This window comes from Corynebacterium atrinae, from assembly GCF_030408455.1.
In the GTDB taxonomy this organism is placed as follows: domain Bacteria; phylum Actinomycetota; class Actinomycetes; order Mycobacteriales; family Mycobacteriaceae; genus Corynebacterium; species Corynebacterium atrinae.
In genome coordinates, this window is record NZ_CP046977.1 from 1,039,374 (window position 1) to 1,065,286 (window position 25,913).

Sequence of the window (25,913 nt, forward strand, 5' to 3'; positions counted from 1 at the left end):
CAGATTTAGTACGATGAAAACCGTGAAAAATAAGCAGGGCCGCGGACCCACCGGGCGAGCCCCCATCTGGCCGCGAGGAGTGTTGCTGGCCTTCGCGGGTGCCTCCATGCTCACCGGGCTTGTGGCCGGGCTAACGCTCCTCGGAATCTGGACCGATACCCCGGCCTCCTCCCTGGGCGAAGACCACGGGCCGCTCATGGTTTTCGGTTTCGTCGGCGGCGCCATCGGGCTCGAAAGAACAGTCGCAGCGAAAACTACCTGGGCCTGGGCTGGCCCCATCGCCAATGCCCTCGGCGTGGTCACCGTGTTAGCTGGCTTCCCCCGCGCCGTCCCCGCCGCCGCCTTCACCATCTCCTTCCTCGTCCTCGGGGCCGTGTACGTGCTCATCTACCAGCGCCAAGCCAGCCTGTCCCTACTCGTCCAAGCCAGCGGCGTCATCGGCGGAGTCATGGCTGCGGTCACGTGGGGCAGTGGCGCCGACTTCGCCGACGTTGTCCCCTTCGCCGTGGTCTTCGCCGTCGCGACGATCATCGGCGAACGCATGGAACTCGCCCGCGTCTCCTTTACCGGAACCGCTGCAGAAAAACTCATCACCTCGCTCATCATCGCCCTCGTGGTGTCCTCCCTGGTGTTTGCCTTGAGCCCCCAGGTCGGGTTCTTCAGCATGGGCGTGCTGCTGATAGCCACCGCCTTAGTCACCGTCCGCGTCGATGCCGCCCGACGACTCGTTCACGCCGGGAAGCTGCCCCGCTACACCGCCATCTGCATGCTGCTGGGCTACGCCTGGCTCACCGTCGCCGGGCTGCTGTGGATCGGATTCGGCCAAACCCGCGCCGGGCACCTGCACGACGCCGCGGTCCACTCCATCTTCCTGGGGTTTGTCGTCTCCATGATCTTTGCCCACGCCCCCTTCATCCTCGGCGGGGTCATCCGCCGGACCATCCCCTTCCACCCGGCGCTGTACGTGCCCGTCGTCCTGCTTCACGGCGGACTGGCCGTGCGGGTAATCGCGGACCTCCGCGCAGCGAACACCGCATGGGTGAGCGGCGGCATCATCAACGTCCTCGCGATCCTGCTTTTCGCTCTCACCAGCGTCATCCTCATCACCACACGGACAAGGCGGCCTGCTCGTGGCTGATCTCACGCTTTCCGATGTCTCCCTCCGAGCACGCAGCCGCTGGCACACCTGGGCCGCCGCCCTCATCGGACTGTGGCTGCTCACGGGAGTGGGCATCGCCATCGCCCGGGCCTTCGGCGCCCCCATCAGCTGGTGGGTGAGCGTCCACTCTTTCACCCTGGGAGTCGTGGCCACCGCCATCCTCATCTACTCCACCCACTTCACGCAGGCGCTGACCCGCACCGCCGCCGACGACGTCCGGGGCTTAAGCATCCGCGTTGGCCTCGTTCAGGTCGGGCTGATCCTGCTCATCATCGGTAAAGCCGGTTGTGACTGGGGTGCGCTCGCGGACTTCGCGGCCACCCTTGTCATCGGCGCCTTCATCTGGCACATGGTGGTGGTGTACCGCCACCTGCGAAGCAGCTTGGCCGGTCAGTTCGCCGTCACCGTGCCGTTCTATCTCGCGGCCGCCGCCTTCCTCGTTGTCGCGGGGCTCTTGGGCAACTTTGCGGGTCGGGGAGTGGGCACCTATTCCGACATGATCGCCGCCCATTCGCGCGCCGCCATCTGGGGTTTCGCCTGGCTCACGGTGTTGGGCACCATGGTTACCCTCCTGCCCACGTTGTCCGGCACCCGCATCAGCGACCTCGCTCGCCGCCGCTGCACGAGGGCGCTCATCGTGCACTGCCTTGGACTCAGCGCGGTCATCGTGGCGCAGATGCTGGGACACGCCGTGTGGGCGGGGGTGTTCCAACTCGTCGTGGTGGCCGCAGCGTTGCTCATCCTGCAACCGGTGTTGTCGGCGGTGCTCACGGGTGGAGCGGTCTGGACCACGGCGTCACTAAGCGTCACCGCCGGTCTGTTGTGGATGATTGCGGTCTGTGCCGCCGATGCCGCCAGCAACATCACCGGCGCCGACCCCCGGATGATCACCCTCCTGCTCATTCCCGTGTTCCTTGGGGCGGGACTCCTGCAGCTCATCTTCGGAGTGCTGCATCATCTGCTGCCCGTCCTCCTCGCGGGCGGCCGCGCCCGCGTCCTCCGCGCGAAGGCCGCCGCCGACTACGGCGGGGTGGCACGAGTCTTGCTGGTCAATCTCGGAGCGTTGCTCCTGCTGCTTATCGACGCCGGCCCCTCCCGCACCGCCGGCTTCCTCCTCCTCGGCCTCGGCCTTGTCGCCCACGTGGGCTCGCTCGCCGTCGCCGTCCTCCTTCACCATCGATCGGAATCCTCATGACCATCCCCTTGGGCGCACCTCACTCCGGCAACAGCTCCGGGGCGGATGCTCAGCAGACGTCGTCGTGGGCGTCCTGGCTCATCATCGGCGTCGCGATCGCGGCCGTGGTCATCCTCGGCGTCACCCTGACCACCCGGGTCATGAACCCCACACCCACCTCGGCTCCCACCGCCGTCGCCACCGGATCAATGACCGCGGACGTGCGCATTGAGGGCATGGCGTACATTCCCAATCGCATCGAGGTTCCCCCGGGCACCCAGCTCACCATCCAGCTGACCAACGATGACAACCAGCGCCACGACCTCACCCTCAACGGAGTGACCACCCCGCTCATTGACCCAGGTGACACGGTCACCCTCGATGCTGGGGTCTTCACGGACAACACCCAGGGCTACTGCACCGTCGCCGGACACAAATCCCAGGGCATGGTGTTCGACGTCGTGGTCACCGGGTCCGCTGTCAGTGCGGCGGAGGCCCCGGCGACCGACTCGCTAGTCGAGGTCCCCAGCTCCGCCGAACGCCTCTCCCACGAGATCACCGATGCGATCTGGCGCGACCCGGAACTCGATCCCGCGCCCACCGGCACGGTCCACGACGTGGAGATGACCGTCACCGAGGAGATCCGGGAAGTTGCCCCTGGTCATCGCCAACTGCAATGGCTCTTCAACGGCCAAGCCCCGGGTCCGACCCTGCGAGGCAAGGTCGGCGACACCTTCCGCATCACGTTGAAAAACGAAGGCTCGATGGGTCACTCCGTCGATTTTCACGCCGGAGAAGTCAGCCCCGACGCCCCCATGTCCACCATCAACCCAGGTGAGAGCCTGGTGTACGAGTTCGTGGCCCGCCGCTACGGCATCTGGATGTATCACTGCGCCACGGCACCGATGAGCCTCCACATCGCCAACGGGATGGCCGGGACGGTCATCATTGACCCGCCGGGGGGACTAGACACGGTGGACAGCGAATACGCACTGGTGGCCAGTGAGGTCTTCCTCGGGGCGGAGACCACGGGTGCCGATGCCGACCGCGTCACCGCCGGCTCCTACGACCTCACCGCCTTCAACGGCTTCCCCAACCAATACGATGGCCGCCCCATCGAACTGAAGGTGGGGCAGCGGGCCCGCTTCTGGGTACTCAATGTCGGCCCGGACAACCCGCTGGCCTTCCACATCGTCGGCACCGTCTTTGACACGGTATTCACCGAAGGCCAGTACACCATTCGCCATGGCCTGGACCAGGACACCGGAGCCCAAGTCCTCCCACTCCTCCCCGCACAGGGCGGGTTCGTGGAAGTCACCTTCGACGAGCCGGGGAGCTACACCTTTGTCAACCACCTCATGACAGATGCGGAGAAGGGCCAGCACGGGACCATCAAGGTCAGTTAAGCGAAGTCGACCTCGCCGCGTTCAGCCAGCTCAGCGGCGGTGTCATAGTCGCGCTCGCTCCCGTCGCCGGGCACTTCGATGATCACCTCGGCACCCGCGAGGAGCTTCTTCGCAGCCACATCCCGGACCGAGGGCAGGGACGCCAACGCGCGGGCCAAAGACGCGGTGCGCCACACCGCACAAAGAGGTTGCAGGTAGCCATCGGCGGCGCGGATGACGGCGACATCCGCATCAGCGTCCACCTCCAGTGCCTGCACCAACTGCGGCAGGGCGGCCGCGGCATCAGGCGCATCCACGGACACCACGCCCACCAGGTCAACTTCGGACAGAGCGGCCGCACCCGCGGCGATCCCCGCGACGGGACCGCCGAAAGGCGGGTCCTCCGAGACCACCGTGACCCCCTCCAGCGTGAGGGAGGGGGAGACGACGACAACCTGGTCGACGCCGGGGACGCGCCCGAGCGAGGCGAGGAGAATGGTGATGAGCGGGCGGCCGTCGAGAAGCACTGTCGCCTTGTCAGCGCCCATACGGGTGCTGCGGCCCCCCGCGAGGATGATGGCGCCGAGGCTCACAGCTCCCGCGACCAATCCCCGGATCGACCGCCCGACTTGGCCACGATCCCGCACCGGCGAATGACGGCAGAACGATCCACGCCCTTGACCATGTCGATGACGGCCAACGCCGCGACCGTGACGGCGGTGAGGGCTTCCATCTCGACGCCCGTGCGATCGGCGGTCCGCACCGTTGCCGAGATGAACACGTGATCGTCCTCGATGGATAGGTCCACCACACACCCGTGCACCCCAATCGTGTGCGCGAGCGGCAGCAGGTCCGGGACCTTCTTCGCCGCCGAGATTCCCGCGATCCGCGCGACGGCGAGGACATCGCCCTTGGGGACAGTGCCGTCGCGCAGCGCCTGCAACACCTCCGGCGAACAGGCAACCTCCCCCTGCGCCGTGGCAGAACGGACGGTGGGGGACTTGTCGGTGACATCGACCATGTAGGCCGTGCCAGCGTCGTTGAGGTGGGTGAACTTCACGAGCACATCCTTAAAAAGTAGTTAGACGCCGAGCAGGAGGACGCGGATCGAGCTGCCCGGAGTGGGTTTCTCAGCCCCGGGCTCGATGACCGCCAGGCCGTTGGTGGTGGCCAGGGAACCGACGAGGTGGGAGCCGGTGGCCCGACGATTGAATGGGGCCGCGAGCACGCCATCGCGATGATAGGTGAGGTGAACCGGGGCGAGGAAAGCGCGCTCGGGTGAGGCGGGCAAACTCAGGCCCTCGGCCAGGCGGGCCGTGACGTGGGGGCGATCCCACAGGTCACCGTCCGCCGTTGCCCCCGCCAACGCCATAAACAGGGGCGGGGCGTAGAGCCAGAAGGAGACAAAAGCTGCGACGGGGTTGCCCGGAAGACACAGCAGGACTGCCTCCCCGCGGCGCCCCAGCCCCTGGGAGGCGCCGGGGCGCTGGGCGACGTGCCCGAACCACATGTCCGCACCCGAGGTGACGGCGCGCACCACGTCGAAGGCCCCCGCGGAAATGCCGCCGGTTGTGATCACGAGGTCATGGGTGGCGCAGAGATCATCGAGGATCGCCGCGGTATCCATGTCCCCATCGCCGGCGTGCACGGCAGTCGCCTCGACCCCGCCGGCGGCGAGCAGTGCGCGCACCATCGAGAGGTTGGAATCTGGCAGCTGCCCCGGGCCGGGCGTGACCCCGGGGGAGACGAGCTCATTACCGGTGGACACGACCGCGACGCGGGGGACAGGGAAGACGCTGAGGTGGGTGATGCCGCAGGAGACTGCGGCGGCGATGGCGCCGGGGCCGATAAGCGATCCAGCCGGGATGATGGTGTCGCCAGGCCCGGTGTTTTCCCCCTGCAGCCGGATGTGAGTGCGGTCCTCGCGCACCCGGGAAATCGTGATCGCCGAGGGCAGCGGCACGGGGCCAGCGGGAATATCGGTGTCCTCAACAGGAATGACGCGCAGGCCCGTCGGATCGGGGCCGACCGGCGCGCCCGTCATGATTTGCACCGCGCGGCCAGCTGGAACCTCCACCGCCGCGGACCCGGCGGGGATGTCACCCGCGACGGGCAACGTCCACGGAGGCGCGCCGGCGACGTCGGCCGAATGGACGAGGAAACCATCCATCGCCGAGTTGGAAAACGGCGGCACCGGCCACGTCGACACGGCATCCTCGGCGAGGAACCGGCCGAGCGTCTCCGTCGCCGGCACAGTCTCCGCCGGGCGGGGCGCAGCCAACGCCAGGGCTGCCGCGAGGTGATCAGTGATCGAGCGCATGCTCCGACCCTAGCCGCCGATCGCGGACATGAGGCGATCAGGCTGGAGGAAACCCGGATCATCAATGCCATGGCCGGGCAACTTGCCCCACATCGCCCCCGCCCACACGGCAGCCAACTCGTCATCGCTGGCACCCGAACGCATGAGATCGCGCAGGCTTGTCTCCGAACGGGAGAACAAACAGGTGCGAATCGCCCCGTCCGTGGTCAGGCGCGTGCGGTCGCAATCCCCGCAAAAAGGCCTGGTCACCGTAGCAATGACACCGATGAGTCCTTGCTTATCGACGCCCCCGGGGTCGCCGTCCGTCGTCCGGCTCCGGGCCCGCCACAGGGCGGCCGGAGCCGCCCCCCGAGGTTCCTCGGCTGGAGTCAAGTCAAAGGCCGTCCGTAGGTGCTCGAGGATCTCATCGGCGGTGACCATGTCCTCACGGCGCCACTTGTCCCTCGGCCCGAGCGGCATCTGCTCAATAAAGCGCAGCTGAGCGCCCTTGGATAAGGCGAAATCCGCCAAGGGCACGATGTCGTCCTCATTGACCCCGGGCATGATGACCGAATTGAGCTTCACGGGATGCAAGCCAGCATCAATGGTGGCGTCGATGGCGGTCAGGACATCCGCTAGCCGGTCGCGCCGGGTGAGCTGGTGGTAGCGCTCACGGTCCAGGGTGTCGAGGGAGATATTGACGCGGTCCAGGCCAGCGCTGATGAGCGCGGGCAGGCGGCGGTCCAACCCCAGGCCATTGGTGGTCAGGGCTGTCGCCGGGGCCACGCCCTCGTCGGTGCGCAGCGCTGTGGTGGCGGCGATGATGTCTGCCAGCGACTTGCGCAGTAGCGGCTCGCCGCCGGTGAAACGCACTTGTCGGATGCCCAGCTTTTCGACGGCGATGGTGATGAGGCGGATGGTCTCAGCGTCGGTGAGTGCTTGTTCCGTGGGCAGCCACTCGAGGCCCTCGGCGGGCATGCAATACGTGCAGCGGAGATTGCAGCGGTCGGTGAGGCTGACGCGCATATCCCGGGCAACCCGACCGTACGTATCAACGAGCTTGGTAGCGCCGTCGATCCGCGGTGGTGGAGGTGCCGCCTGGAAGCGGGGGAGGGGAAGCTGCGTAGTCATGTTCTTCCCATCCTAGGAACATTGCGCCAGGAAGCAAATACCCACGGGTTCATCCGTGTTAATTCTCGGGGGATGTGATCCTTTTCTCGCCCGGGCCCGTGAGCTTGATGATCTCGAACTCGCCCTGCTCCAGGTGCTTTCGCAGGTCCTTCTTGTCGAACTTGCCCACCGAGGTTTTGTCGATGTCCTTCACAAAAGTCCAGTACTCCGGCAACATCCATCCCGGAAGGCTAGAACGCAGGCGTTCGCGGAGCTTCTCGGCCGTCTCCTCCGTGGGCTCCACATCCGAGTGCAAAACGGTGACGGCCAGGGGGCGCTCGCCCCATTTGTCATCCGGGTAGCCAATGACGGCACTTTCGACGACTTCTGCCGCATCCATGACGAGGTTTTCCAGCATCGCCGAATAGATCCACTCGCCGCCGGATCGAATAACGTCGCGCGCGCGGTCCGACACGGTGAGAAAGCCGTCCGCGCTCACGGAACCGACATCGCCGGTGCGCAGCCACCCATCGGCCGTGAACAGCTGCTCGGCGTCATCGACCTCCTTGCCGCGAAAACGGCTGGCGGCGCCGTGATCCTCCTCCGCCGGGGAGTGATAGTAGGAGCCGGTGACGATGTTGCCGCGCACCTGGATCTCGCCCTGATTGCGGTCGGTGGAGGACACGACGTGGCCATCATTGACCACGCGATACTCCAACAGGTTGGAAAATCGGCCCTGGCTGATGCGATAAGCCCAGCGTGCCTCACCCGAGGAGCCTGACGGCGGGCGGGCGATCGTCCCCACCGACGAGGTCTCCGTCATGCCCCACAGGTGGACCACGTCGACGCCGTAACGCTCCTCCCACAGTTTGATGAGGATCGGCGGAGCCTGCGAGCCGCCCACATACAGCTCCGTGAGCGACATCCGCTCCGGGGGATTGTGCAGGTAATGGACCATGAGCTGGATCCACAGGGTGGGAACTCCGGTGGCCACGCGGGGATGGACGGCCGCGATGAGGCGAGCGAGGGTGGGGGCGGACACATCCGAATCGGGAAAGACCAGGGGAGTGCCGGACATGAACGCTGCGAAAGGAACGCCCCAGGACAAGACGTGATAAATGGGCACGCAGCACAAGAACGACTCACCATTGGACACCGCCAGCGAATCTGTCGTGCGCAAGGCCATCGCCTGCAGGTAGATCGAACGATGAGAATAAGCCACGCCCTTCGGTGCACCGGAGGTGCCCGTGGAATAACAAATGGCCGCCGCAGTGTTCTCATCAAGGACGGGCCAGTCATAGCGGGTCGCGCGACCGTCGAGAAGCGACTCGTAAGAGTAAACATCTATGCCGTCGGGCAGTAGCTCCGCCAGCTCAGTCAGGAGCGGCAACCCCGTGAACGCCACCGCCCGCACCGTCGGGCAGTCGATGAGTGCCTTGCCCAGCGACGCCGCCAAGCGAGGATCCGCGACAATGACCTCCACCTCGGCATGATTGATGATGTGCCGGATCTGGTCCGTCATCAACTGCTTGTTCAACGGGGTAAACACCGCGCCCTTGCAGGCCGCGGCGAACTGGACCTCCAGGTGCTCGGCGCAGTTATAGAGGAAGGAGCCCACCCGTTGATCCCCAGTAATCCCCAGCTCATCGTGCAGAGCGTGCGCAAAAGCCGCTGCTCGGGCGCGAATATCCGCAAAAGTAGACTCCTCGGCGGAATCAGTCCGCCACGTCGTCACCTTGGTCGAGGCGTGAACCGTAGAGCCGTACTCCAGAATGCGCGCAATCGACAGGGGAACATTCTGCATGGTGGAGAGCATGTCCCATACTCTAGCCGGGCGCGTTGATGCGGACATGTCGGACAGATGCGCTACACTGTCCACAGATCGACGGGGCTACCTTGTAGACCCCGATCCACCAGGATGTAGCGTCCGCCCACTCCCTCGTCACCGTCATGCACTGTCGGGTCAGGCTGTGAGGTACCTGATCCGGCTCGGTCTAATCACCACTGAAGTACGGCTCCGTAGCCAAAGTTTCCGAACGCGAAAGTGCGTCGGTCATGGACGCGTAGAGTCGCTCAATTCAACATGAAGGCTTCCAGCCGCGCGCGTACCGCACCTTTTACTTCCACATTCGCGGCTGGTCAAGCAATGAAAGGACATCCGTGACCACAACGGACACCACCCCCGCCGCCGGTACCGCCGCGGGAGGAAGCGACCAGCCCAACCTGGCGCCCCTCAAGCTCCCTGAGCTGCGGAAACTCGCAGCCGATAGGGGCCTTAAGGGAACCTCCGGGCTGCGCAAGGGGGACCTCATCGCCGCGATCCAATCGGGATCCGTGCCAGCAAAGGCCCGCGCTGAGAAGGCCGACACGCCGAAGGCTGCGGCGCCGACAAAGGAAGCACCCCAGGCCGCTGCGCCTGCGAAGCAGGACGAGCCCGCCCAGTCCGGCGATAGCCAGGGCTCCCAAGAGAACTCACAGGATGGCTCCGATGAGGGCCGCTATGAGTCGCGTTCCGCTGCCCGCCGGGCCCGACGCAACCGCGCCCGCCACAGCCAGCAGGATTCCCAGGACTCCGGGGATAAGCGCGAGGAGCAGCAGCAGGACTCTCGGCCGGAAAAGCGTGACAACGCCGTCCATGCCGATAGTGCTGTAGAAGATAACTCCAACAACTCAAACGCCGACGATCAGCGCGAGAACCGCGAGGGCCGGGACAACCGCGGCAACCGCAATAATCGCAACAGCCGCAACGACCGCAACGAGCGGAATGAGCGGAATGATCGCAACGACCGGAATGAGGACGGCGAAGGCCGCCGCGGTCGCCGCAACCGTCGCAATCGTCGCAACCGTGGGGGCGGAAGCGACTTCAACGACAACAATCAGCAGGGTAACCAGCAGCAGGATCAGCACAATGACGGCGGCGGGGAGCTGCAAGATGTTGCGGGCATCCTCGATATCCTCGACAACAATGCCGCGTTCGTCCGCACCACGGGCTACCAGCCTTCTTCCGCGGACGTCTACGTCAACAACCAGTTGGTCCGCCGCTTCGGCCTGCGTTCCGGTGACGCCGTCACCGGCCAGGTGAAGATGGGTGCTCAGCAGACCCATGGCCAGGGGCGTAACCGCCAGAAGTACAACCAGCTCGTCCGGGTTGAGACGGTCAACGGCCTGTCGGTCGAAGAGGCTCGTAACCGTCCGGAGTTTGCCAAGCTGACTCCGCTGTACCCGAACCAGCGTCTGCGCCTGGAGACGGATCCCCGGATTCTCACCACCCGCGTCATTGACCTCATCATGCCGATTGGTAAGGGCCAGCGTGCGCTTATCGTCTCCCCGCCGAAGGCCGGTAAGACGACGATCATGCAGAACATCGCCAACGCGATCTCGACGAACAACCCGGAGTGCTACCTCATGGTCGTGCTCGTCGATGAGCGCCCCGAAGAAGTGACGGACATGCAGCGTTCCGTCAAGGGTGAGGTCATTGCCTCGACCTTCGACCGCCCGCCGTCAGAGCACACTGCCATCGCGGAGCTGGCCATTGAGCGCGCGAAGCGCCTCGTGGAGCAGGGCAAGGACGTCGTAGTCTTGCTCGACTCCATCACCCGTTTGGGTCGTGCGTACAACAACTCCTCCCCGGCGTCGGGCCGCATCCTCTCCGGTGGTGTGGATTCCAACGCCCTGTACCCGCCGAAGCGTTTCCTCGGTGCTGCCCGCAACATCGAAAATGGCGGTTCGCTGACGATCATCGCCACCGCCATGGTGGAGACCGGTTCCGCTGGCGACACGGTTATCTTCGAGGAGTTCAAGGGCACCGGCAACGCCGAGCTCAAGCTGGATCGCAAGATCTCGGAGCGCCGGGTGTTCCCGGCCGTGGATGTCAACCCGTCGGGTACCCGCAAGGACGAGTTGTTGCTCGCCCCGGAGGAGGTCCGCATCATGCACAAGTTGCGGCGTATCCTCTCGGCATTGGACCCGCAGCAGGCTATTGACTTGCTGATTAAGCAGCTGAAGAAGTCGAAGAGCAATGGCGAGTTCCTCATGCAGGTTGCATCTTCCGCTCCGATGGCTGCGGATAGGGACGAGGAGGACTATTCCTAATGACTAACCGGGTTTCTGCCGTAGACGACATCGTCTCGGAGTACCAGGGCATTGAGGCCCAGATGGCTGACCCGGAGACCGCGGGGGATCAAGCCCTGTTCCGTAAGCTGTCGAAGCGTTATGCCGAGCTGCAGCCGATCATCAAGGTCAACTCCCAGTGGGTGGAGACCAAGGGTGATCTGGAGGCAGCCCGCGAGATGGCCCATGAGGACCATGAGTTCAAGGTCGAGGCCGAGCGCCTGGAGGCGGAGGCCATTGCGTTGGAGGAGCAGCTCGCTGATCTGTTGGCTCCGCGCGATCCCCATGACGCCGATGACATCATCATGGAGATCAAGGCGGGTGCTGGTGGGGAGGAAGCTGCGCTCTTCGCCGGTGACTTGGCGCGCATGTATGAGCGTTACGCTGATAAGAATGGTCTGACCTGGGAGGTCTTGGGCCTGTCGGAGTCGGATCTCGGTGGAGTCAAGGACATCACCTTGTCTTTCCGGGCGAAGAACGCGGGCCGCGATGGTGCGTGGAGCGTGTTCAAGTTCGAGGGCGGCGTCCACCGCGTCCAGCGCGTTCCGGTGACCGAGTCCCAGGGGCGCATCCAGACCTCGGCCGCTGGCGTCATGGTCTTCCCGGAGACCGATGAGCCGGGTGCCGTCGAGATCGATGAGAAGGATCTGCGCGTGGACGTTTACCGTTCCTCGGGCAAGGGTGGTCAGGGTGTGAACACGACGGACTCTGCCGTCCGCCTCACCCACTTGCCCTCGGGCATCGTGGTGACGTGTCAGAAGGAACGTTCCCAGATTCAAAATAAGGCGCGCGCCATGCAGGTGCTGCAGGCCCGTTTGGAGCAGATGGAGCGCGAGAAGGCTGACGCCGAGGCCGCTGAGGGCCGTGCTGCGCAGGTGCGCAACATGGACCGTTCGGAGCGCATCCGCACGTACAACTGGCCGGAGAACCGCATCAGCGATCACCGCATCGGTTTCAAGGCCAACAACCTCGATTCCGTGCTTGATGGCAACCTCGGTGATCTCATCACCGCGCTGCAGGCCTCCGAGCGCGCCGATCGGCTCGAGGCTGAGTAGGTCGATGGAGGGTCAGGCGCTTCGCGCCGCGCTTATCGACGCCGCGCAGCGACTGTCCGCCGCCGGCGTCGCCTCCCCGGAGGTCGATGCGCGGCTCATCGCCGCCCATTTCCACGGCGTCGGCCAGCTGGATCTGCACGGGCGTACCGACGTCCCGGAGGGGTTTTGGGAGGCGGTAGAGCGCCGGGAGCGGCGCGAACCGCTGCAGCACATCCTGGGCACCGCCCCATTCGGCCCGCTTGACCTCACTGTCGGGCCGGGCGTGTTCATTCCCCGGCCCGAGACAGAAGTCCTCGCCGATTGGGGGGTGCGCCAGCTGGCGCTGATTAACGCCCCGCGGGTCGTTGACCTGTGCACCGGTTCCGGTGCACTTGCTCTCTACATTGCGGCGGCGTGCCCTGCCGCGGAAGTCGCGGGCGTCGACAAGCAAGCTGTAGCCCTTGACTATGCGCGCCGCAATGCGGCGGGCACGGGCGTTGACATGCTCCAAGGCGATGTCACTGACCCCGACACCCTTCGTCAGTGGCACGGAACGGTGGACCTGGTGGTGACTAACCCGCCCTACGTTCCCGAGACCCTGGATCTTGATCCGGAGGTGTATGCCGATCCCCCCGAAGCAGTGTTTGCCGGCCCGAGCGGGATGGACATCATCAGCGACATGGTCGAGCTCATCCATCGCTTGCTACGCCCCGGTGCCGCCGTCGGCATCGAGCACGACGATTCCACCTCCGAAGAAGTCCAAGCAGTGCTGAGCCAGCACGGTGGATTTGAGCAGATTTCCGTGCTCCGCGACCTCACCGGACGGGCCCGGTTTGTCACAGCGAGTAAGCTGTCAGACTGATAACCTCCCCCTACACCCACATAAGGACTGAGGATTCACCTATGAGCCGGATCTACTCCTGCGCCGATGAGGTCACCCGCGCTGAGGGCATGAGTGCCGCTGTCGACGCTGCGCGCAGCGGACGGCTGGTCGTCATGCCCACGGATACCCTCTACGGCCTGGGGTGCGATGCCTTCAACAACGAGGCGGTGGCCACCCTCCTGGCCACCAAGAAGCGCGGGCCCGACATGCCCGTGCCGGTGCTCGTGGGCTCCTGGGACACCGTCAAAGGGCTAGTGCGGGAATTTACCCCGCAGGCCGAGGCCCTCGTCGAGGCGTTCTGGCCGGGTGGCCTGTCCATCGTCGTCCCGCAGGCGCCGTCCCTGCCGTGGAACCTCGGTGATACCCGGGGCACCGTCATGGTGCGCATGCCGCTGCACCCCGTCGCCATAGAATTGCTCCGGGAGGTGGGCCCGATGGCTGTGTCCTCGGCCAACATCTCCGGCCATGAGCCGCCCACCACCGCCATCGCCGCCAAGCAACAGCTGGGCAACGCCGTGTCGGTCTACCTTGATGGGGGAGAGACCCCCGTCGGCGAGGCCTCCACGATCATTGACTTGTCCGGTCCGGCCCCGCACATCCTGCGCGAAGGTGCCATCACGGCCGAGCGCATCGGGGAGGTCCTCGGCATGTCAGCGGAGGCGTTGCGGGGAACCGCCTAAATGGGAGCGGGTGTCCCGCTGCGCGAACTGGGGCTGGTCATCCTCGTCGCCGCGGCGATAACCTACCTGGCCACCGGGGTCATTCGTTCCATCATGGTCCGGTCCGGTCGCGTGGCCGAGATCCGAGAACGCGACGTACACAAGCAGCCGACGCCCCGGCTCGGGGGCGTGGCCATGTTCTCCGGGTTCCTTGCCGCCGTCTTCCTGGCCGCCCAGCTACCGGCGCTGACCCGCGGGTTCATGCCGATCACCCCGGAAATGAACGCCGTCATCTGGTCCGCATTTGCCATCGTCCTCGTCGGGGTGTTGGACGATTTATATGAACTAGACGCGATCACCAAACTCATCGGCCAGGTGCTCTCGGCGATCATCATGAGCATCCTGGGCCTGTCGTGGACGCTGCTGTACCTGCCGATCGGAGACGGCACCACCGTCGTGCTTGACCAGGTACAAGCCACGATCATCACCACCTTGTTCACCGTGGCGTTGGTCAACGCCATCAACTTCGTGGACGGTCTCGATGGCCTCGCCGCGGGCCTGGGCATGATCGCCGGTGCCGCCATCTTGGTCTTTTCCCTCACCGTCCTCCACGACCAGGGTGGTGCCGTGTCCGCCTATCCGCCGGCCATCATCGCCGCCGGGCTCGTGGGCGTGTGCCTCGGCTTCCTGCCCCACAACTTCGAGCCCTCGCGCATCTTCATGGGCGACTCAGGGTCCATGCTCATCGGGCTTCTCCTCGCCGCCGCCTCCACGTCCGCCTCGGGCAAGATCAACATGTCGCTCTACGGCACCGCCGAAATCGTTGCGTTGATGAGCCCCATCATCGTTGTCGCCGCAGCGGTCTTCGTGCCCGTGCTTGACCTCGTGCTTGCCGTGTTGCGGCGCCTCTCCCGCGGCACCTCACCGTTCTCCGCGGACAAAATGCACCTGCACCACCGGCTGCTCTCCCTCGGGCATACCCACCGCCGCACCGTCCTTGTGCTCAACATGTGGGTGTGTGTCGTCGCTTTCGGCGCCGTGAGCTTCTCCATCATCCCGGCCCGTTACGCCCTCGCCCTGCTGTTCCTCGCCTTCCTCGTCGCCTTCGGCGTCACCCTCATTCCGCTGCGGGCCGGCAAACTCGGACGCCAGGTTCCACCCACCCGCGTGGTTATTGACCAGGATCCATCGGCCCCGTGAGTGAGCGGGGCGGTAGGATGTCGCTTCATGGAATCCACCGCTTCTGTCTCCCAGTACGACGACCCCCGGCGACCACTCCTGCGAGCCGTGCGCTTCGGCTCTATCGCCCTGGTCGCTATCACGGTGATTTCCCTGGTCCTCTGGGGGGCACTGCGTGATCTGCCCGGTATCTGGGGCGTGCTCATCGGAGCTGCCATCGGTGGCGGCTTTGTTCTGCTCACCGCGCTCAGTGTTCTCATGACCTCGTCGACGAGCGCCGCGACCACCGGAGCCGTGGTGTTAGGCAGCTGGCTGCTCAAGATCGTCGTCCTGCTCGTCGTCCTCTTCGTCCTCCGCGACATGACGTTCTACGACCGCACCGCCTTGTTCGTTACCACCGTGATCGCGCTCATCGTCGTCCTCGGTACCGAGGTGTGGGGTGTCATCACCGCGCGGGTCACCTACGTCAACTGACTGCCGCAAAAGGTCTGATAGTTAGCCCCATCGGCGGGGGAGGGAAAGCGCAGGCACTTTACCCCCGCTTATCTGGCTTGGGGGTGGGTACCCCCGTCGGAGGTTGAACACATTATGGTGTGATCGACCTTACAAGCGGGGGAAAATTCCCAGTTACAGGGGGTTTTTGGCCGGGGTGGATCGACGGCCTCGGGGGAGGGTGAAAACACAACGGACCAGGGTGCGAGAAACCCGGGCACGACTGATAGGCTGTCCTGCGGGTTACCCCGGCAAGTTCAGTGGCCTCCTTCGGGAAGGGCATACAACCGGTCTGTGGTCCCCTGGCGCCACCTCGCTGATGTGCGACGGAGTCCGTGGTGGTGTCAGAAGAGTTTTTCAGACGTCCATCGCACCGTGCTGGAAGTGACAATCCACACGGCCCGAACACGGGAGAGAACGCTGAGCGTTACAACACTGTCCATGAAGGGTGAATTTCACGCACCCGATCTGGACTCGGAATTTTTCCCGGGGCAATACTACGGCCAAATCCTGTTTAACGACTTCGCTAACGGGTGGTTCGCACTGGATCGACTGATGCTGGTCCGTCTTCTGATGGCAGCAATTCTGGTCGTCCTTTTCCTTGTCGCCTTCCGGAATCCCAAGCTGATTCCGTCGGGCCTGCAGAATGTTGCAGAACTCGCAATGGACTTCGTCCGCATCCACATCGCTGAGGACATCCTTGGCAAGAAGGAAGGCCGCCGGTTCCTGCCGGTCATCGCCACCATCTTCTTCGCCGTCCTCTTCATGAATGTGTCGACGATTATTCCGGGCTTGAACATCTCGGCCAACGCCCGCATCGGTATGCCGATCGCGCTGGCCATCTTGGGCTACTTCACCATGATCTACGCCGGAGCTAAGCGTTACGGCTTCGGTAAGTTCATGAAGTCCTCCGTGGTCATCCCGAACTTGCCGCTGGTTCTCCACTTCCTAGTGGTGCCGATTGAGTTCTTCTCAACCTTCATCATGCGTCCGGTCACTCTCGCTCTTCGTCTCATGGCGAACTTCCTTGCGGGACACCTGATCCTGGTTCTGCTGTACTCCGCCACGAACTTCTTCTTCTGGCAGATGAACGGCTGGACTGCACTTTCTGGTGTGACCATCCTGGCAGCAGTCCTCTTCACGCTCTACGAGTGCATCATTATCTTCCTGCAGGCGTACATTTTCGCCCTGCTGGTGGCGGTGTACATCGAACTGTCGCTGCATGCGGACTCGCACTGACAAGTCGCGAATCAACGCGGCCAACTGAATAACCCCACAGAATCACTTCAAGTCCCGGCGAACTACACCGGGCACCTAGAAAGGGAACGACTTTCATGAACGAGATCATCCTGGCTCAGACTGAGAATGCTGCTCAGGTTGCACACCTTGGCGCCATTGGCTACGGCATCGCCACCATCGGCCCGGGCCTGGGCATCGGCATCCTCGTTGGTAAGGCACTCGAGGGCATGGCTCGCCAGCCCGAGATGGCCGGCCAGCTGCGTACCACCATGTTCCTGGGCATCGCCTTCGTTGAGGCCCTGGCTCTTATCGGCCTGGTCGCTGGCTTCCTGTTCTCCAGCCTCTAATTCCGAGCGGTAACTACACCCCTTTAAGACTGGAGACTCATGACGAACGTCATTTATTACCTTGCGGCAGAGGCGGGTGAAACCCTTCCCTGGGAAGGCGGCAACTCCATCCTCCTGCCCAAGACCTACGACATCGTCTGGTCCATCATTCCGCTCGTAATCATCCTGATTATCTTCGGCAAGTTTGTTCTTCCGAAGTTCCAGGAGGTCCTGACGGAGCGTGAGGACCGGATCAAGGGTGGCATTCAGCGCGCCGAGGCCGCACAGGCTGAGGCGAAGGCCGCACTTGAGAAGTACAACGCGCAGCTCGCCGAGGCACGTGCTGAGGCAGCCGAGATCCGTGAGCAGGCCCGCGAGAAGGGCAAGCAGATCGAGGCTGAGATGAAGGCACAGGCCGCCGAGGAGAGCAACCGCATCATCGCGTCCGGTGAGAGGCAGCTACTGGCCCAGCGTGAGCAGGTCGTGGTGGAGCTTCGGCAGGAGATGGGACAGAATTCGATCAATCTGGCCGAGCGTCTGCTCGGTGGCGAGCTTTCCGACGCCACCAAGCGCTCCGGCACGATCGACTCGTTCCTCTCTGAGCTCGACTCTGTGGCACCGGCCGGAAAGTGAGCGCCATGCACGCAGCGAGCCGCGAAGCACTAGCACAGGTGGAGTCCTACCTGGACAATCTCGTCCAGGGTTCGGATAACGCCATCGCCGTTTCCGCCCAGACCGGAACCGAGCTTTTCGACGTCGTCGGGGTCCTCGACAGCGATCGCGCCCTGCGCGTCGCCGTCGCCGAGGCATCGACGACGCCGGAGCAGCGCACGGGACTTATCCGGGCCGTGTTTGGAGGCAAGGTTTCTGAAAGCACCCTGTCGGTGCTTGTCGAAGCCGCCGCCAAGACATGGTCCACCCCGCGCGAGTTCCGCACGGGCCTGGTGTCACTTGGTCGCCGCGCATTTTTCCGCAGCGCCGAGCTCCAGGGCCAGCTTTCCCAGGTGGAAGAAGAACTCTTCCGTCTGTCCCGCGTCCTGGATCGTGAGGGTGAGCTGACTCAGCTTCTCTCTGACCGGACGTCGGGGCCGGAACGCAAGCGCGGTCTGCTCGCGAGCGTGCTCTACGGCAAGGTGTCGATGGTGACGGAAGCCCTCGCGCTTCAGGTCATCGGCCGCCCGGAGCACAACCCGATTGACGACATCGCACACCTCTCGTCCGCTGCAGCATCCCTGCAGGGCCGTTCGGTTGCTTCGGTCGTCACTGCTCAAGAGCTGAACGACGGCCAGCAGGCGGCACTAGCCGACAAGCTGGGACGAATTTACGGTCGTGAGATGTCCATCCATTCTGAGGTTGACCCCAGCCTCCTCGGTGGTATGACTATCCGCGTTGACGACGAGATCATTGACGGCAGTACGGCGGGCAAGCTCGCCCGACTGCGGGCCAACCTCGTCTAGTACACGACTACATAACGACAAAAATAATGCTGGAAGATACAACCGAGAGCAGGAAGAACATGGCGGAGCTGATGATCTCCTCCGATGAGATCCGTAGCGCGATTGCGAACTACACCTCGAGCTACTCCGCGGAGGCCTCCCGTGAGGAGGTCGGCGTGGTCATTTCGGCAGCTGACGGTATTGCCCGAGTTTCGGGCCTCCCGTCGGTCATGGCGAATGAGCTGCTTGAGTTCCCGGGCGGCGTCATCGGCGTCGCGCAGAACCTTGACACCGACTCTGTCGGCGTCGTGGTCCTGGGTAACTTCGAAACCCTCAAGGAGGGTGAAGAAGTCAAGAGGACGGGAGAAGTCCTGTCCATTCCGGTCGGAGAGAAGTTCCTCGGCCGAGTAATTAACCCGTTGGGCGTTCCGATCGATGGCCTTGGTGCCATCGAGGCGGAAGGGGAGCGAGTCCTCGAACTGCAGGCACCGTCGGTGCTGCAGCGCCAGCCCGTTGAGGAGCCGTTGGCCACCGGTATCAAGGCCATCGACGCGATGACCCCGATCGGCCGTGGTCAGCGTCAGCTGATCATTGGTGACCGTAAGACCGGCAAGACCGCGGTCTGCATCGACACCATCCTCAACCAGAAGGCCAACTGGGAGTCCGGCGACAAGACGAAGCAGGTTCGCTGCATCTACGTCGCTATCGGTCAGAAGGGCTCCACCATCGCAGCGGTCCGCAAGACCCTCGAAGAAAATGGTGCCCTCGACTACACCACCATCGTGGCGGCCCCGGCCTCCGACTCTGCTGGCTTCAAGTGGCTCGCACCGTTCACCGGTGCTGCTCTGGCTCAGCACTGGATGTACCAGGGCGCCCACGTCCTGGTCATCTACGATGATCTGACCAAGCAGGCCGAGGCCTACCGTGCGATCTCCCTTCTGCTGCGCCGCCCGCCGGGCCGCGAGGCATACCCGGGCGACGTGTTCTACCTGCACTCCCGTCTGCTGGAGCGCGCCGCAAAGCTCAACGACGAGCTGGGTGCGGGTTCCATCACCGCCCTGCCGATCATTGAGACCAAGGCGAACGACGTGTCGGCCTTCATTCCGACCAACGTCATCTCCATCACCGACGGCCAGGTCTTCCTGGAGTCGGACCTGTTCAACCAGGGTGTCCGACCGGCCATCAACGTCGGTGTCTCCGTCTCCCGTGTCGGTGGCGCCGCTCAGACCAAGGGCATGAAGAAGGTCGCAGGCTCCCTGCGTCTGGATCTCGCTGCTTACCGCGACCTGGAGGCTTTCGCCACCTTCGCTTCTGACCTGGACTCCGCGTCCAAGGCACAGCTTGAGCGTGGCCAGCGTCTGGTCGAGCTGCTCAAGCAGGCCGAGAACACCCCGCAGCCCGTTGAGTACCAGATCATCTCGATCTGGCTCGCCGGCGAAGGTGTCTTCGATGTCGTTCCCGTCGAAGATGTCCGTCGCTACGAGGCCGAGCTGCACGAGTACGTTCGTGCGAACAACCCTGAGGTCTACGAGCAGATTGCCGGCGGCAAGGAGCTGTCGAACGAGTCCAAGGAAGCCCTGCTGGCTGCCAACGACGCGTTCGGTCGCACCTTCCAGACCACCGAAGGCCACGTTGTTATCAACGAGCCCGAGGTTGAGGCACTGTCCGGCGATCAGGTCGGCAAGACTCAGCTCAACGTCTCTCGCAAGACGGCTAAGAAGTAGGGCATTCATGCCCCATTCGATAACCGTCATTAACAACGAAGGGAGGAGTGTGAACCATGGCTAATCTTCGCGAATTGCGTGACCGAATCCGGTCCGTGAACTCGACCAAGAAGATCACCAAGGCTCAGGAGCTGATCGCGACCTCGCGCATCACCAAGGCGCAGGCCCGGGTCGAGGCATCCCTGCCGTACGCCCATGAGCTCAACAGCGTCATGGAGCGTCTCGCGGCCGCGAGTTCCCTCGATCACCCGATGCTGCGCGAGCGTGAGGACGGCAAGGTTGCCGCCGTGCTCGTCATCACCTCGGACCGCGGCATGTGTGGTGGCTACAACCACAACGTGCTCAAGAAGGCCGCCGAGCTCGAGAAGATGCTCGAAGAAGCTGGTTACGAAGTCGTGCGCTACGTCACCGGTGGTAAGGGCGTTGGATACTACAAGTTCCGCGAAAAGCCAGTCGCTGGCTCGTGGACCGGGTTCTCCCAGGACCCGCAGTGGGACCTGACCCACGATGTGCGTCGTCACCTCATTGACGGCTTCGTCGCCAGCTCCAACGGGGAGGCCAAGTACCGCGACGGTGTTCACACCGACGGTGCCCCTGTCCGTGGCTTTGACCAGCTGCACGTGGTGTACACGGAGTTCGAGTCCATGCTGACGCAGACTCCGCGTGTCCTCCAGCTGCTGCCGGTTGAGCCGGTCATCCAGGATGAGGACCTCAACCTGGGCGAGAGCATGCAGGGTTCCCCCGAGGGATCCATCAGCCCCGATTACGACTTCGAGCCCGACGCGGACACCTTGCTGTCCGAGCTGCTTCCGAAGTACGTGTCGCGCAGCCTGTACGCGAAGTTCCTCGAGTCTTCGGCCTCGGAGTCCGCCTCGCGTCGAAACGCGATGAAGTCTGCAACTGATAACGCCACGGAGCTGGTCAAAGACCTGTCCCGCGTGGCTAACCAGGCCCGTCAGGCACAGATCACCCAGGAAATCACAGAGATCGTCGGTGGCGCTGGCGCGCTGTCCGATAGCGGAGAAAGTGACTAGAAAATGACTACAGCTCTCGCAGAGCAGAACGCACCGCAGGCGTCTACCGCCGGCCGTGTCGTGCGTGTCATTGGTCCGGTCGTCGACGTGGAATTCCCGCGCGGCGAGTTGCCGGCCCTCTACAACGCACTGACTGTCGAGGTCACCCTCGAAGCAGTCGCCAAGACCATCACCCTTGAGGTTGCCCAGCACCTCGGTGATAACCTCGTCCGCGCCGTTTCCATGGCACCGACCGACGGCCTCGTTCGCGGCGCCCAGGTCGTGGACTCCGGCAAGCCGATCTCCGTTCCCGTCGGTGACGTTGTCAAGGGCCACGTGTTCAACGCCCTCGGTGACTGCCTTGACGTTCCGGGCCTCGGCCGCGATGGCGAGCAGTGGGGCATCCACCGCGAGCCCCCGCCCTTCGACCAGCTCGAAGGCAAGACCGAAATCCTCGAGACCGGCATCAAGGTCATTGACCTGCTGACCCCGTACGTCAAGGGCGGCAAGATTGGCCTGTTCGGCGGCGCCGGTGTGGGCAAGACGGTCCTCATCCAGGAGATGATTACCCGTATCGCCCGCGAGTTCTCCGGTACCTCCGTGTTCGCCGGCGTCGGCGAGCGCACCCGTGAGGGCACCGACCTTCACCTCGAAATGGAAGAGATGGGTGTTCTTCAGGACACCGCTCTCGTGTTCGGCCAGATGGATGAGCCGCCGGGAGTCCGTATGCGCGTGGCTCTGTCCGGTCTGACCATGGCGGAGTACTTCCGCGATGTTCAGCACCAGGACGTCCTGCTGTTCATCGATAACATCTTCCGTTTCACCCAGGCCGGCTCTGAGGTCTCGACCCTGCTGGGTCGTATGCCCTCCGCCGTGGGTTACCAGCCCACCCTGGCTGATGAGATGGGTGTTCTTCAGGAGCGCATTACCTCCACGAAGGGTAAGTCGATCACCTCGCTGCAGGCCGTCTACGTCCCTGCTGACGACTACACCGACCCGGCTCCGGCCACCACCTTCGCGCACCTTGACGCCACGACCGAGCTCGACCGAAGCATCGCTTCCAAGGGCATCTACCCGGCCGTGAACCCGCTGTCCTCGACGTCTCGTATCCTCGAGCCGTCGATCGTCGGCGAGCGCCACTACGCTGTCGCTCAGCGCGTCATCGGCATCCTGCAGAAGAACAAGGAACTCCAGGACATCATCGCCATCCTTGGTATGGACGAGCTGTCTGAAGAGGACAAGATCACCGTGCAGCGTGCACGTCGTCTGGAGCGCTTCCTGGGCCAGAACTTCTTCGTTGCGGAGAAGTTCACCGGCATCCCGGGCTCCTACGTCCCGCTGGAGCACACGATTGAAGCCTTCGAGCGCATCTGCGACGGCGACTTCGATCACTACCCCGAGCAGGCCTTCAACGGCCTCGGTGGCCTGGACGACGTCGAGGCCGCTTACAAGAAGCTCACCGAGAAGTAAGAGGAGACGCACATGGCTGACATCACCGTGGAACTGGTCTCCGTGGAGCGCATGCTCTGGTCTGGACAGGCCAGCATCGTCACCGCGCAGACCACCGAGGGTGAGATCGGCGTGCTGTCCGGACACGAGCCCATGCTCGGCCAGCTGGTCGAAAATGGCGTCGTGACCATCCGTCCGATCGACGGTGACAAGCTCGTCGCCGCCGTTCAGGGTGGTTTCCTCTCCGTGTCTGCGGAGAAGGTTACTATCCTCGCGGATTACGCGGTCTGGGCTGATGAGGTTGATTCCTCTGCCGCCGAGTCCGAGCTCCAGGCTGAGGACGAGAATGTTCGTGCTCGCGCTGAGGCCGGCCTCAAGGCCGTCCGCCGGAAGGCCGAAGCCTGACATTAGGCACCGCCTCTTCCTCTCACATGCACCGCTGTCCCGTCTCGGGTCAGCGGTGCTTGTGCTTGTCTGCTCCCACCGTGTTGGGGATATCCCTAGTGTGGGACTAGAATTCTGGCCTATACAGCATGAGAGGGGAACGTCTGTGGAGATTGTCGCCTGGGTCCTGGTTGTGATCGCCGCCGTGGCGATGTTGCTTGCGCTCTGGCGGTTTCTGACGCTGCGTTCTCAGGGCACGTCGGTGATTATTCGACGGCTTCCTGCCTCCGGTACGCACGGTTGGCGGCATGGCCGGGTGCGCTATAACGGGGAAGAATTGCACTACTACAAGCTCCGCTCCCTGTCACCTGGGGCGGACCTGGTGCTCAACCGACAGCAGTTGGAGTTCCTGGATAGTCGCCCGCTGACGGACCGGGAGGCCTCGTTCATGGACCCCAGTCTGAAAGTGACCACCATCTCCAATGACGGACAGCTCTATGAAATTGTGGTGGATTCCCGGGGTCTCATGGCGCTGACCGCCTGGATGGAGTCTGCCCCGAATATCCGTCAAGAGCGCACTGATTTCAACAAGCTCCGCAATCGCATCACCCGGCACCAGAACGGTCGCTAGGTTCCAGCTACCCTGTAACGCATGCGTCTTGTCATTGCTCGTTGCTCTGTTGATTACGTTGGCCGCCTTGAGGCCCATCTGCCGAAGGCGGATCGCCTGCTGATGATCAAGGCTGACGGGTCAGTCTCCATTCACGCGGATGATCGCGCCTACAAGCCCCTCAACTGGATGACACCTCCGTGCACCCTGGTCGAGCAGCCCATCACCGATGCCGATGGCGACGATACCGGGGAACTCTTGTGGATCGTGGAAAACCCCAAGGGTGAGCAGTTGCGCATCACCATCGAGAGCATTCAGCACGATACGTCCGTCGACCTGGGCGTTGATCCCGGTCTGGTCAAAGATGGCGTCGAGGCCCACCTGCAAGAGTTGCTGGCCGAACACATCACGACCCTAGGCGACGGCTACGAGCTGGTCCGCCGCGAGTTTCCCACGGCTATCGGCCCGGTCGACATTTTGGCTCGGGATCCCCGCGGGGCGACCATCGCGGTGGAGATTAAGCGGCGCGGCGGGATCGACGGCGTGGAACAGCTCACCCGCTATCTTGAGCTGCTCAATCGAGATGAGCTACTCAAGCCCGTGACCGGAGTGTTCGCCGCGCAGGAGATCAAGCCCCAGGCCCGTTTGCTCGCGGAAGATCGCGGCATCCGCTGCGTCACGCTCGATTATCACTCCCTGCGTGGCACGGAAAGCAACGAGCTGCGGTTGTTCTAATGCCTCGTCGTAATCGGTCTGTGCGGCCTGAGCTGCGCCCCTTGCCGACGGATGTCTTTGGCACGCAAACCGTCGAAGGCCCACACGGCGAGCTGTATCTCATGCGGCACATGAGTGCGTCCGCCGCCATCAAGTTCTATATCTGCCCTGGCTGCAATCAGAACATCCCGCCGGGCACGGCCCATATCGTCGCGTGGCCGAAGGAGGTGGGCCGGGGAGCCGAGGACCGCCGCCATTGGCACCGAGGGTGCTGGGACCGCAGATAAGAGGGTAGCCTTGTCCCCATGATCATCGCCTTCTCGGTTGCCCCCGCAGTGACGGCGACGGCTGATGCTGAGATGGCCGATGCCGTCTCGGCGGCCGTGCGAGTCGTGCGTGAGTCGGGGTTGCCCAACGAAACCAATGCCATGTTCACCCTCGTGGAGGGGGAGTGGGATGAGGTCATGGACGTGGTCAAACGCGCCACTGATGCCGTCCTCGCTGTCTCTCCGCGCGTGTCCTTGGTGCTCAAGGCGGATATCCGCCCGGGCCACCAAGACCAGTTGCACCAGAAGGTCGCGGCCGTGGAGTCGCGTTTGTCCCAGGAAGAGAAGTAGATGACCACCCCCCATCGTTATGTGTCCGGCGCCATCGACTTGGCTGATGTCAAGGCTCAAGCGGAAGCTCGTCAGCAGCCTGCTGGAGCCATTGCCTCCTTTATCGAGGTCACTCCGGAAAATTTCGAAGCCGATGTCGTGCGTCGCTCGCTCCAGGTGCCGGTCATCGTCATGGCGGGTTCCTCGCGGAGTCCCGAGTCTGAGCAACTAAAGGCTGATCTGCAGGCGTTGGCCGCGGCCGGAAACCTGCGCTTCATCGTGGGTTACGCGGATGCGGATACCCACCCAGAGGTAGCGCAGGCCTTCGGGGTGCAGGCGCTGCCCACGGTCATCGCGTTGGCCGGCGGGCGTCCCCTCACCCAGTTCGAAGGTGCCCAGCCCCGCGAGGTCCTGGACCAATGGCTTACCGGCCTGGTCAATGAGGTTGCTCCCCAGTTGCAGGGGCTTGATGCCGCGGGAGCCGAAGAACAGCCCGCTGAAGAAGATCCGCGGTTGGACGCTGCCATGGAGGCGCTCAACGCCGGCGACTTCGATGCCGCAATCGCCTTCTACGAAGAGATCCTCGCCGAGGAGCCGGAGAACAAGGACATCCAGCAGGCTCGAAACACCACCCTGTTGCTCAAGCGGATGAACCCCGACGACGACCCGATGGCAGCCGCAGAGGCTGACCCCGCGGACGTCGATAAGCAGTTTGCTGCGGTTGACGCAGAAATCGTTGCAGGTGCGCCCGAGCGGGCCTTCGACCGCCTCATCGGGTTGTTGCATACCCCGGAGAAGGATCGCGTGCGGGCTCGCCTCATCGAGCTGTTGGCGCTTTTCGACGCCGCCGATCCGCGCGTCACCGCCGCCCGAACGAAGATGGCGAGCGCGCTTTTCTAGTAAGATAAGCATCGATTACCCCCGGCGGGGGAATGTTA

Annotated in this window: 27 protein-coding genes; 22 read left to right on the forward strand and 5 right to left on the reverse strand. The window is 63.8% G+C overall.

Annotation, left to right across the window (positions count from 1 at the left end; all coding sequences use genetic code 11):
- Window positions 1-22 precede the first annotated feature (22 nt).
- Genes CATRI_RS05210 through CATRI_RS05220 form a run of 3 tightly spaced genes read left to right on the forward strand, consistent with a single transcriptional unit; the run spans window position 23 to window position 3,739 of the window.
- A complete protein-coding gene (locus CATRI_RS05210) occupies window positions 23-1,138 on the forward strand; it encodes a DUF8744 domain-containing protein (protein ID WP_290220348.1) in 1,116 nt (371 codons plus the stop codon).
- Window positions 1,131-2,354, forward strand: coding sequence for a beta-carotene 15,15'-monooxygenase (locus CATRI_RS05215; protein ID WP_290220349.1), 1,224 nt, complete (start codon window positions 1,131-1,133; stop codon window positions 2,352-2,354). The genes CATRI_RS05210 and CATRI_RS05215 overlap by 8 nt, the downstream gene beginning before the upstream one ends.
- A complete protein-coding gene (locus tag CATRI_RS05220; RefSeq protein ID WP_290220350.1) occupies window positions 2,351-3,739 on the forward strand; it encodes a multicopper oxidase domain-containing protein in 1,389 nt (462 codons plus the stop codon). The genes CATRI_RS05215 and CATRI_RS05220 overlap by 4 nt, the downstream gene beginning before the upstream one ends.
- Here CATRI_RS05220 and mobA read toward each other — a convergent pair.
- From mobA to CATRI_RS05245, 5 genes are read right to left on the reverse strand one after another with little or no spacing between them, the layout of a single operon-like run.
- Window positions 3,736-4,311, reverse strand: coding sequence for a molybdenum cofactor guanylyltransferase (mobA, locus tag CATRI_RS05225; RefSeq protein ID WP_290220351.1), 576 nt, complete (start codon window positions 4,309-4,311; stop codon window positions 3,736-3,738). The genes CATRI_RS05220 and mobA overlap by 4 nt on opposite strands.
- Window positions 4,308-4,778: a cyclic pyranopterin monophosphate synthase MoaC gene (moaC, locus tag CATRI_RS05230; RefSeq protein ID WP_290220352.1), complete on the reverse strand. Its 471-nt coding sequence runs from the start codon at window positions 4,776-4,778 to the stop codon at window positions 4,308-4,310. Before moaC ends, mobA begins: the two co-directional genes overlap by 4 nt.
- A gap of 21 nt (window positions 4,779-4,799) precedes the next feature.
- A complete protein-coding gene (locus tag CATRI_RS05235) occupies window positions 4,800-6,038 on the reverse strand; it encodes a molybdopterin molybdotransferase MoeA (protein WP_290220353.1) in 1,239 nt (412 codons plus the stop codon).
- Between the two features lie 9 nt (window positions 6,039-6,047).
- Entirely contained in the window at window positions 6,048-7,148 is a 1,101-nt protein-coding gene (gene moaA, locus CATRI_RS05240; RefSeq protein ID WP_290220356.1) for a GTP 3',8-cyclase MoaA, read from the reverse strand.
- Window positions 7,149-7,206: 58 nt separating this feature from the next.
- Window positions 7,207-8,943: a long-chain fatty-acid--CoA ligase gene (locus CATRI_RS05245; protein ID WP_047252852.1), complete on the reverse strand. Its 1,737-nt coding sequence runs from the start codon at window positions 8,941-8,943 to the stop codon at window positions 7,207-7,209.
- A gap of 407 nt (window positions 8,944-9,350) precedes the next feature.
- Here CATRI_RS05245 and rho point away from each other — a divergent pair, with 407 nt between their 5' ends.
- From rho to CATRI_RS05340, 19 genes are all read left to right on the forward strand, one after another.
- Window positions 9,351-11,219 carry a transcription termination factor Rho gene (gene rho, locus CATRI_RS05250; protein WP_290220978.1) on the forward strand — a complete coding sequence of 623 codons (1,869 nt, stop codon included), beginning with the start codon at window positions 9,351-9,353 and terminating at the stop codon, window positions 11,217-11,219.
- Window positions 11,219-12,292: a peptide chain release factor 1 gene (gene prfA, locus CATRI_RS05255; RefSeq protein ID WP_047252854.1), complete on the forward strand. Its 1,074-nt coding sequence runs from the start codon at window positions 11,219-11,221 to the stop codon at window positions 12,290-12,292. Before rho ends, prfA begins: the two co-directional genes overlap by 1 nt.
- 4 nt (window positions 12,293-12,296) lie before the next feature.
- The gene (gene prmC / locus CATRI_RS05260; RefSeq protein ID WP_290220359.1) at window positions 12,297-13,133 is read left to right on the forward strand and encodes a peptide chain release factor N(5)-glutamine methyltransferase; all 837 of its coding nucleotides are present in this window, start codon (window positions 12,297-12,299) and stop codon (window positions 13,131-13,133) included.
- 41 nt (window positions 13,134-13,174) lie between these two features.
- A complete protein-coding gene (locus CATRI_RS05265) occupies window positions 13,175-13,834 on the forward strand; it encodes an L-threonylcarbamoyladenylate synthase (protein WP_047252856.1) in 660 nt (219 codons plus the stop codon).
- Complete coding sequence (locus CATRI_RS05270) at window positions 13,835-15,013, forward strand: glycosyltransferase family 4 protein (protein ID WP_290220362.1); 1,179 nt, start codon at window positions 13,835-13,837, stop codon at window positions 15,011-15,013.
- A 27-nt stretch (window positions 15,014-15,040) separates the two neighbouring features.
- A complete protein-coding gene (locus CATRI_RS05275; protein ID WP_047252858.1) occupies window positions 15,041-15,466 on the forward strand; it encodes a Cg1360 family ATP-synthase-associated protein in 426 nt (141 codons plus the stop codon).
- Between the two features lie 459 nt (window positions 15,467-15,925).
- A complete protein-coding gene (gene atpB, locus CATRI_RS05280) occupies window positions 15,926-16,723 on the forward strand; it encodes a F0F1 ATP synthase subunit A (RefSeq protein ID WP_047252859.1) in 798 nt (265 codons plus the stop codon).
- A 95-nt stretch (window positions 16,724-16,818) separates the two neighbouring features.
- Window positions 16,819-17,070, forward strand: coding sequence for an ATP synthase F0 subunit C (locus CATRI_RS05285; protein WP_047252860.1), 252 nt, complete (start codon window positions 16,819-16,821; stop codon window positions 17,068-17,070).
- Between the two features lie 39 nt (window positions 17,071-17,109).
- The gene (locus CATRI_RS05290; RefSeq protein ID WP_047252861.1) at window positions 17,110-17,682 is read left to right on the forward strand and encodes a F0F1 ATP synthase subunit B; all 573 of its coding nucleotides are present in this window, start codon (window positions 17,110-17,112) and stop codon (window positions 17,680-17,682) included.
- A 5-nt stretch (window positions 17,683-17,687) separates the two neighbouring features.
- The gene (locus tag CATRI_RS05295; protein WP_047252862.1) at window positions 17,688-18,506 is read left to right on the forward strand and encodes a F0F1 ATP synthase subunit delta; all 819 of its coding nucleotides are present in this window, start codon (window positions 17,688-17,690) and stop codon (window positions 18,504-18,506) included.
- Window positions 18,507-18,565: 59 nt separating this feature from the next.
- Window positions 18,566-20,209: a F0F1 ATP synthase subunit alpha gene (atpA, locus tag CATRI_RS05300; protein WP_047252863.1), complete on the forward strand. Its 1,644-nt coding sequence runs from the start codon at window positions 18,566-18,568 to the stop codon at window positions 20,207-20,209.
- A 56-nt stretch (window positions 20,210-20,265) separates the two neighbouring features.
- On the forward strand, window positions 20,266-21,243 hold the full coding sequence (locus CATRI_RS05305) for a F0F1 ATP synthase subunit gamma (RefSeq protein WP_047252864.1): 978 nt from the start codon (window positions 20,266-20,268) through the stop codon (window positions 21,241-21,243).
- Window positions 21,244-21,246: 3 nt separating this feature from the next.
- Window positions 21,247-22,692 carry a F0F1 ATP synthase subunit beta gene (gene atpD / locus CATRI_RS05310; RefSeq protein ID WP_047252865.1) on the forward strand — a complete coding sequence of 482 codons (1,446 nt, stop codon included), beginning with the start codon at window positions 21,247-21,249 and terminating at the stop codon, window positions 22,690-22,692.
- 12 nt (window positions 22,693-22,704) lie between these two features.
- The gene (locus tag CATRI_RS05315; protein ID WP_290220372.1) at window positions 22,705-23,076 is read left to right on the forward strand and encodes a F0F1 ATP synthase subunit epsilon; all 372 of its coding nucleotides are present in this window, start codon (window positions 22,705-22,707) and stop codon (window positions 23,074-23,076) included.
- A 145-nt stretch (window positions 23,077-23,221) separates the two neighbouring features.
- Window positions 23,222-23,686 (forward strand): DUF2550 domain-containing protein, encoded by a 465-nt coding sequence (locus CATRI_RS05320; protein WP_047252867.1) that lies wholly within the window; start codon window positions 23,222-23,224, stop codon window positions 23,684-23,686.
- Window positions 23,687-23,707: 21 nt separating this feature from the next.
- A complete protein-coding gene (nucS, locus tag CATRI_RS05325) occupies window positions 23,708-24,400 on the forward strand; it encodes an endonuclease NucS (RefSeq protein ID WP_047252868.1) in 693 nt (230 codons plus the stop codon).
- Window positions 24,400-24,666 (forward strand): Rv1322 family protein, encoded by a 267-nt coding sequence (locus CATRI_RS05330; protein ID WP_290220375.1) that lies wholly within the window; start codon window positions 24,400-24,402, stop codon window positions 24,664-24,666. Before nucS ends, CATRI_RS05330 begins: the two co-directional genes overlap by 1 nt.
- An 18-nt stretch (window positions 24,667-24,684) precedes the next feature.
- The gene (locus CATRI_RS05335) at window positions 24,685-24,996 is read left to right on the forward strand and encodes a thiamine-binding protein (RefSeq protein WP_047252869.1); all 312 of its coding nucleotides are present in this window, start codon (window positions 24,685-24,687) and stop codon (window positions 24,994-24,996) included.
- Window positions 24,997-25,875 carry a tetratricopeptide repeat protein gene (locus CATRI_RS05340; protein ID WP_290220378.1) on the forward strand — a complete coding sequence of 293 codons (879 nt, stop codon included), beginning with the start codon at window positions 24,997-24,999 and terminating at the stop codon, window positions 25,873-25,875.
- Window positions 25,876-25,913: the final 38 nt, after the last annotated feature.

Coding starts and splice junctions, on each gene's coding strand:
- CATRI_RS05220 (WP_290220350.1), top strand. CDS start 2,351: ATGACCATCCCCTTGGGCGCACCTCACTCCGGCAACAGCTCCGGGGCG.
- CATRI_RS05235 (WP_290220353.1), bottom strand. CDS start 6,038: ATGCGCTCGATCACTGATCACCTCGCGGCAGCCCTGGCGTTGGCTGCG.
- moaA (WP_290220356.1), bottom strand. CDS start 7,148: ATGACTACGCAGCTTCCCCTCCCCCGCTTCCAGGCGGCACCTCCACCA.
- CATRI_RS05245 (WP_047252852.1), bottom strand. CDS start 8,943: ATGCTCTCCACCATGCAGAATGTTCCCCTGTCGATTGCGCGCATTCTG.
- prfA (WP_047252854.1), top strand. CDS start 11,219: ATGACTAACCGGGTTTCTGCCGTAGACGACATCGTCTCGGAGTACCAG.
- prmC (WP_290220359.1), top strand. CDS start 12,297: ATGGAGGGTCAGGCGCTTCGCGCCGCGCTTATCGACGCCGCGCAGCGA.
- CATRI_RS05265 (WP_047252856.1), top strand. CDS start 13,175: ATGAGCCGGATCTACTCCTGCGCCGATGAGGTCACCCGCGCTGAGGGC.
- CATRI_RS05270 (WP_290220362.1), top strand. CDS start 13,835: ATGGGAGCGGGTGTCCCGCTGCGCGAACTGGGGCTGGTCATCCTCGTC.
- CATRI_RS05275 (WP_047252858.1), top strand. CDS start 15,041: ATGGAATCCACCGCTTCTGTCTCCCAGTACGACGACCCCCGGCGACCA.
- atpB (WP_047252859.1), top strand. CDS start 15,926: ATGAAGGGTGAATTTCACGCACCCGATCTGGACTCGGAATTTTTCCCG.
- CATRI_RS05285 (WP_047252860.1), top strand. CDS start 16,819: ATGAACGAGATCATCCTGGCTCAGACTGAGAATGCTGCTCAGGTTGCA.
- CATRI_RS05290 (WP_047252861.1), top strand. CDS start 17,110: ATGACGAACGTCATTTATTACCTTGCGGCAGAGGCGGGTGAAACCCTT.
- CATRI_RS05295 (WP_047252862.1), top strand. CDS start 17,688: ATGCACGCAGCGAGCCGCGAAGCACTAGCACAGGTGGAGTCCTACCTG.
- atpA (WP_047252863.1), top strand. CDS start 18,566: ATGGCGGAGCTGATGATCTCCTCCGATGAGATCCGTAGCGCGATTGCG.
- CATRI_RS05305 (WP_047252864.1), top strand. CDS start 20,266: ATGGCTAATCTTCGCGAATTGCGTGACCGAATCCGGTCCGTGAACTCG.
- atpD (WP_047252865.1), top strand. CDS start 21,247: ATGACTACAGCTCTCGCAGAGCAGAACGCACCGCAGGCGTCTACCGCC.
- CATRI_RS05315 (WP_290220372.1), top strand. CDS start 22,705: ATGGCTGACATCACCGTGGAACTGGTCTCCGTGGAGCGCATGCTCTGG.
- nucS (WP_047252868.1), top strand. CDS start 23,708: ATGCGTCTTGTCATTGCTCGTTGCTCTGTTGATTACGTTGGCCGCCTT.
- CATRI_RS05330 (WP_290220375.1), top strand. CDS start 24,400: ATGCCTCGTCGTAATCGGTCTGTGCGGCCTGAGCTGCGCCCCTTGCCG.
- CATRI_RS05335 (WP_047252869.1), top strand. CDS start 24,685: ATGATCATCGCCTTCTCGGTTGCCCCCGCAGTGACGGCGACGGCTGAT.
- CATRI_RS05340 (WP_290220378.1), top strand. CDS start 24,997: ATGACCACCCCCCATCGTTATGTGTCCGGCGCCATCGACTTGGCTGAT.